The organism is Pedococcus sp. NPDC057267, from assembly GCF_042668795.1.
Lineage (GTDB): Bacteria > Actinomycetota > Actinomycetes > Actinomycetales > Dermatophilaceae > Pedococcus.
On sequence record NZ_JBHUYG010000158.1, the window covers coordinates 1 to 5,722 of the forward strand.

General features: G+C 76.1%; 3 protein-coding genes. 1 reads left to right on the forward strand and 2 read right to left on the reverse strand.

Going from position 1 to position 5,722, the window contains the following annotated elements; translation table 11 throughout:
• Positions 1-83: 83 nt before the first annotated feature.
• Entirely contained in the window at positions 84-4,262 is a 4,179-nt protein-coding gene (locus ACFUC1_RS20085; RefSeq protein ID WP_379122996.1) for an AAA domain-containing protein, read from the reverse strand.
• 9 nt (positions 4,263-4,271) lie between these two features.
• Positions 4,272-5,339 (reverse strand): MFS transporter, encoded by a 1,068-nt coding sequence (locus ACFUC1_RS20090; protein ID WP_379123000.1) that lies wholly within the window; start codon positions 5,337-5,339, stop codon positions 4,272-4,274.
• Between the two features lie 23 nt (positions 5,340-5,362).
• Here ACFUC1_RS20090 and ACFUC1_RS20095 point away from each other — a divergent pair.
• Positions 5,363-5,722: hypothetical protein (locus ACFUC1_RS20095; protein WP_379122998.1), on the forward strand; the 360-nt coding region annotated here is incomplete at its 3' end.

Below are 5,722 nucleotides of genomic sequence, written 5' to 3' on the forward strand. Positions count from 1 at the left end.
CCCATCGGGTCCGGCGCCGTCGTCAATTCCGGCCTCGCCGGGCAGAAGCCTCAGCGGGCTGGCAGGCGGCGGGTGCCCCGGTGTCAGTCGCTGCCCCAGTGCGGGGGGCGCTGCTCCTCGAGCCAGCGGTCGTGGGCGGACCGGTCGGTGTACTCGCCCCAGCCGGCGTCGGTGTCGTCCTTGGTCTGCTCCGGCGGACGGCGCTTGCGCCCCCGCACCCGGCGGGTCCGCGCGCCCGCGTCCGGGGTCGGCACGAACTCCGGCTCGCGCTCGGGCTCCTGCGTGTCCTCCACGGACCCATCCTGCTCCGGCACCGCGCCGGCACGCGTGCCGGGGTCGATCGTGTGCCGCCCGGCAGCGGCCGCCCGGGGCTCGCCGTCCGACCCGCTCGCCGGCGCCTCGCCGCCCGAACGGTTCGCCTGGGCGGCGGCACCCGCCTGCTGCGCCTCCGCCTCTGCGCGCACGGCGACCGCCTGCTGGACGGCGGCGTGCACGCGGGCCACGTCGCGCGCGGGGTCGCGGAAGATGTCCGTCGACCAGACCCGCACGTGCATCCAGCCCAGTCGCCCGAGCTGCTCGGCCCGCAGGCGGTCACGGTCACGGGTGCTGGGTATCGCGGCATACCCCGGGCCGTCGGTCTCCACGGCGACCAGGACGGTGCCCGGGCGGTCGGGGTGCTCGACGGCGAGGTCGATCGGCTGACCGGCGACTCCGTAGCGCTCGCGCACCGCGAGCCCGCTGGCCCGCAGCCGCTGGGCGAACTCCGCGACGACCGTGTCGGCACGACCGTCGCCCGCGCCCACGCCGGTCGCCACGGCCCCCGCGCCGTTCCCGGCGGGGGTGGCCGCCGCGGCAGCGTCTGCGGCGGACCCGGGGAGGGAGCCGTCGGCGGCATACGCGAGGAAGTCGCGCAGCATCATGGCGCCGCGTGCCTTGAGCCGAGCCGGGTCGAGGTCCCCCGCGACGAGCGAGGAGACCACGGTCATCCGGCGGCGGGAGCGGGTGATGGCGACGTTGAGGCGGCGCTCGCCGCCCTCGAGGTTGAGCGGGCCGAACCGGTGCAGCACCCGGCCGTGCGGGGTCTTCCCGTAGCCGACGGCGAGGATGATCGCGTCACGCTCGTCACCTTGGACACGCTCGAGGTTCTTGACGAAGAACCGCTCCGGGCGGTCTTCGTCGAAGAAGTCGCCGACCCCTGCGGCCGCGTCGCCGGCGAGCGCCCGCCGCAGTGCGTCGTCGATGCGGGCGGCGTGCTTGATGCCGAGGGCGATGACGCCGAGGGACTCCCAGGGGCGGGTGCGGGCGTGCTCGAGGACGAGCTCGACCACCCGGTCCACCTCGGCCTCGGTCGACTCGATCGCCTCCTCGCCGGGCGTGACGACACCGGCCCCGTCGACGGCCTCGAGCCGGACGACCGGGTCGGTGCCGGTGCCGGGGAAGGTGACGAGCGACCCGTCGTACATCTCGCGGTTGGCGAAGGCGATGAGCCGCTCGTCGAGCGACCGGTAGTGCCACGCCAGCCGGCGCGTCGGCAGGGCTGCCGTGAGCACGTCGAGCACCGACTCGAAGCCCTCGGTCAGCGTCTCGGTCTCGGGCGAGCTCGCGGCCTCCTCGTCGACGGCGGAGGTGAAGAACGAGGTCGGCGGCAGCTGGCGCTCGTCGCCGGCCACGACGACCTGGTGTGCCCGGGAGATCGCCGAGACCGCCTGGGCGGGCGGGATCTGCGAGGCCTCGTCGAAGATGACCACGTCGAACCAGCGCCCGGGTGGCAGCACCGAGGCGACGACCAGCGGCGACATGGCCCAGGCCGGCTTGACCGCGGTGAGCGTCTCGCCGGCGCGGGGCAGCAGGTCGCGCAGCGGCCGGTGGCGACGGGACTTGCCCGCCTCGGCCCGGACCAGCGACTCCTGCTCAGGGTGGTCGGCCAGCACCTCGCGCAGCCGGCGGCCGGCGCCGGCCTTGACCCGCTCGGCGCTGGCGCGCAGGTGGGCGTGGTCGGCGGCGACGTACTCACGGGCGACCCGCTGCAGCTGGGCGCCGTCGTGGGCGCCGTACCGCGGGTCGCGCACGGTGAGGTCCTCCGAGAGCGAGGTCCACCAGACGAAGTCGAGCTCGGCGGCCACGTCGTCGGCCTCGACCCCGCGCGCGGCGAGGTCGTCGACGAGCGGCCCCATGCCCGCGGCCCGCAGGGCGTCGAGCGCCCCGAGGACCTGCGGGACGACGGCGAGCCGCTCCGGTGCCGCGGCGAGCGCGGTCAGCCGCTCGCGCAGCACCGGCAGGTCGGTGTCGAGGAGGTCGCCCCCGCCCGCGGTCGTGGCCAGGCGCTCGCCGAGCCACGTGAGGTCGGCGGCCACGGCGGCATACGCGGCTCGCGCACGGTCGAGGTCGATCGGGATCTCGGGGCGCCCACCCGCGCCGGCCATCTGCTGCCACGCGGTCCGCTGGACCTGGGCGTCGGCGATCGCGGCATGGAGGTCGGAGGGCGGCGGGCCGGGCCGCAGGAGTGCTCGGGCCTGCCGGCGCAGCCGCCAGCGCGACCAGGCGCCGAGGTCGACGTCGTGGTCGCGGCGGTACTGCGCGGACCCGGTCGCTGCGACCAGCTCGCCCAGCGGGATGTCGAAGACCTCGGGCCGGAAGACCTCGAGCGTGTCGCGGACCCGGCCGACGGACTCGAGCACCGCGCCCCAGTCCCGGGCCCGCTGCGCCTGCGGCAGGCTGACCTCGGCGAAGACCTCCTGCATGGTCCGCTCGAGCTCGTCGAGCCCGCCCTCGCTGAGCCGGCTGGTGATGTCGCGGGCCCGGACGGCGTCCTCCTGGGTCTCGACGCGCGCGCCGAACCAGGGGTCGTCGCCCTCGCGGGTCGACCACGCGCCGAGCGAAGCAGCCTCGGTGAGCTGCCGGCCGAGCTCGTCGACCCGCTGGCGCGAGAGCCCGGCGAGCTGGTCGCCACGCACGCGCACCCGCGAGGTCGGCGGATGCTCACGACCCGTGAGCCCCGTGATGGCCTGCTGCGCCTGGTACACCGAGACGCCCCACGGCTGGCGGACCTCGTGCAGGGCGGCCGCGTGCTCGACGAGGCGGGTGCGCCGGTCGACGAGCGCGCGCTCGAGCTCGGCGGTGTCGGGGTCGCGCGTCTGGGTGGAGCGCTCGAGCGCGTCACCGAGCTCGCGGGCCAGCCGGCGCTTGTTGACCGCGCCGTCGTAGGCGTCGAGGACGAGGTCGGACAGGCCGACGCCCTCGAGCCGCGAGAGCACGGCGTCGATGGCGGCGCGCTTCTCGGCGACGAACAGCACCCGCTTGCCCTCACCGGCGAGCGAGGCGATGAGGTTGGCGATCGTCTGGGACTTGCCGGTGCCGGGCGGGCCCTTGATGACGAGGTGCGCGCCGGAACGCACGGCGTCGATCGCGGCCTGCTGGGTGGAGTCCGCGTCGAGGATGAGCAGCTCGTGCGAGGGGTCGGCGTCGGCCGGCGAGTCGGGGACGGCCGTGCGGACGGTACGCAGCGCTCCCGGGTCGCCGGCGAGCGCCGCCACGACGTCGTGGTCGGCCAGGGCCGGGCCCTGCGCGGCCAGGTCGGCGACCATCGGCAGCTTCGCGTAGGAGAAGGTGCCGACGACCAGCCGCGGGGTGATCGAGAACTCGGGAACCGAGGCGCACAGGCGCCCCAGCTCCTCGTAGACGGGGTAGGGGTCGAAGGCGTCGCCGGCCGTGGCCAGGTCCTCCAGCGCCCCGCTGTCGAGCTCGATCCCCTGTTCGGAGCGCAGGTAGTGCTCGAGCACCGGGTTGAGCTCGACGTCCTGGCCGAGGTCGATGGTGAAGTCCTCCCGGGCCGCGCCGGTCGGCTTGAGCACGCACGAACGCAGCAGGACAGGGGCGGCCGGGGCCCGGTTGGCGCCTCGCACGGTCCACGACGCCATGCCGATGGCGATGAACCCGGCCGCGATGCCGCGCTCCTCCGCGAGCTCGAGGGTCTTGGCCCGGATGGTCCGCGCCCGGCGGCGCGCCTCGTCGAGGGCGACCGGCTCGCGGACGAGGTCGGAGAGCCGGGTCGGGCGGCCGGCGAGCAGCATGGCCAGCCCGCCGGGGTGGGCCGTGGTGAGGTCCAGGGTGCCGCTGGGCAGGTCGCGGTACCAGAGCAGGGTGTTGCGGCCACCGAGGTCGACGAGGTGGCGCTGCCACGTCCGGACCGCCGCCGCGACCCGCTCCCCGCGGGGGTCGGCATCGCGGCGTTCGGGGCCCTGCTGCTCGGTGGGATCGCTCACCGTTGCAGGCTAACCAACCTCGCCGTCCACTTCGCCGGGCAACGCGGGCGGGGCCGCGACCCGGTTCAGATCGGTCGGTCGCAGGAGCAGGGCGGCCAGGCCGACGACCCCGGCGAGGCACGCCGCGAGGGTGCCGAGCACGGCATACCCGAGCTGTCCGACCACGACGCCGGCGAGCGCTCCCCCACCGCCGGCGGCCAGCCCCATGGCGAGGTCGGAGGCGCCCTGGGCGCCCGCGCGCTCGCTCAGCGGCACCGCGCGGACCACCAGGGTCGACCCGCTGACCAGCGTGAACGACCACCCGAGCCCCAGCAGGAACAGGCCGACCGCGAGTCCCGGCGACCAGCCGGTCGGCGCCTGCGCGGCGAGCACGCCGGCGGCGACGAGGATGACCGCGCCGGCGAGCGCGTTCGCGCGGCCGCCCCACCGGTCGACGGCGAACCCCACCAGCGGCGAGAACGCGAACATGCCCAGGATGTGGGCGCTGATGACCAGGCCGATGACCTGCAGGTCGGCGCCGCCGTGGTGCATGTGCAGCGGGGTCATGACCATGACGCTGACCATCACCGTGTGCCCGATGGCCATCGTGATGACGCCGAGCAGGGCCCCGGGGTAGGCGCCGAGCGTGCGCAGGCCGCGCCAGACCGAGCCGTGCTGCCGCTCGAGCGGCTCCGTGGCGCGCGCGGCCTCGACCCGGCGGGCGAGCAGCAGCGGGTCGGGGCGCAGCCGCAGCAGGATGACGACGGCGCCGAGCAGCAGCCCGAGGAGGGAGAAGACGTACGGGCCGGCGAGCGAGGGGACGTGCAGCAGCCGGGCGACCGGCTCCCCCGGCCCGGCCAGGTTGGGCCCGAAGACGGCGCCCACCGTCGTCGCCCACACGACGATCGACAGGTCGCGGCCGCGGCGGTGCTCGTCGGCGAGGTCGGCGGCGACGTACCGGGCCTGGCTGTTGGCGGCGTTGGCCCCGCCGAAGAGGGTGGTGCCGAGCAGCAGCAGGGGAAGCTGCGCACGGCCGCCGCCACGATGATCGTCACCGCGCCGAGGATCCCGAGCCCGTAGCCGGCGAGCATGCCCCAGCGGCGGCCGCGCGCGGCCATGACGTGCGCCATCGGGATGGCGACGAGCGCGCCGCCGAGCACCTGGAAGGTGCCCCCGAGGCCGGCGAGGTCGGCCGAGCCGCTGGTCTGCTCCGCCAGCAGGGCGCCGACGGCCGCACCCGCGGAGACGCCGACGCCGACGAGCACCTGGGTGCCGACGAGCGTGCCGACGGTGCGCCGCTGGACGGCGTGGAGGTCGGCGGTCGTGGGCACGGCTTCGGGCACCGCGACAGTATGCCGGTGGGCCCGGACAGCGGTCGGACCTCAGGGCGTGCGCGAGACCTGGCCCGGGGGCCCGCCACGGCGTGGCCCCACTGCTCGCCGCTCAGCGACCCAGCGGGCGTGACCGAGGCCCTGGGCACG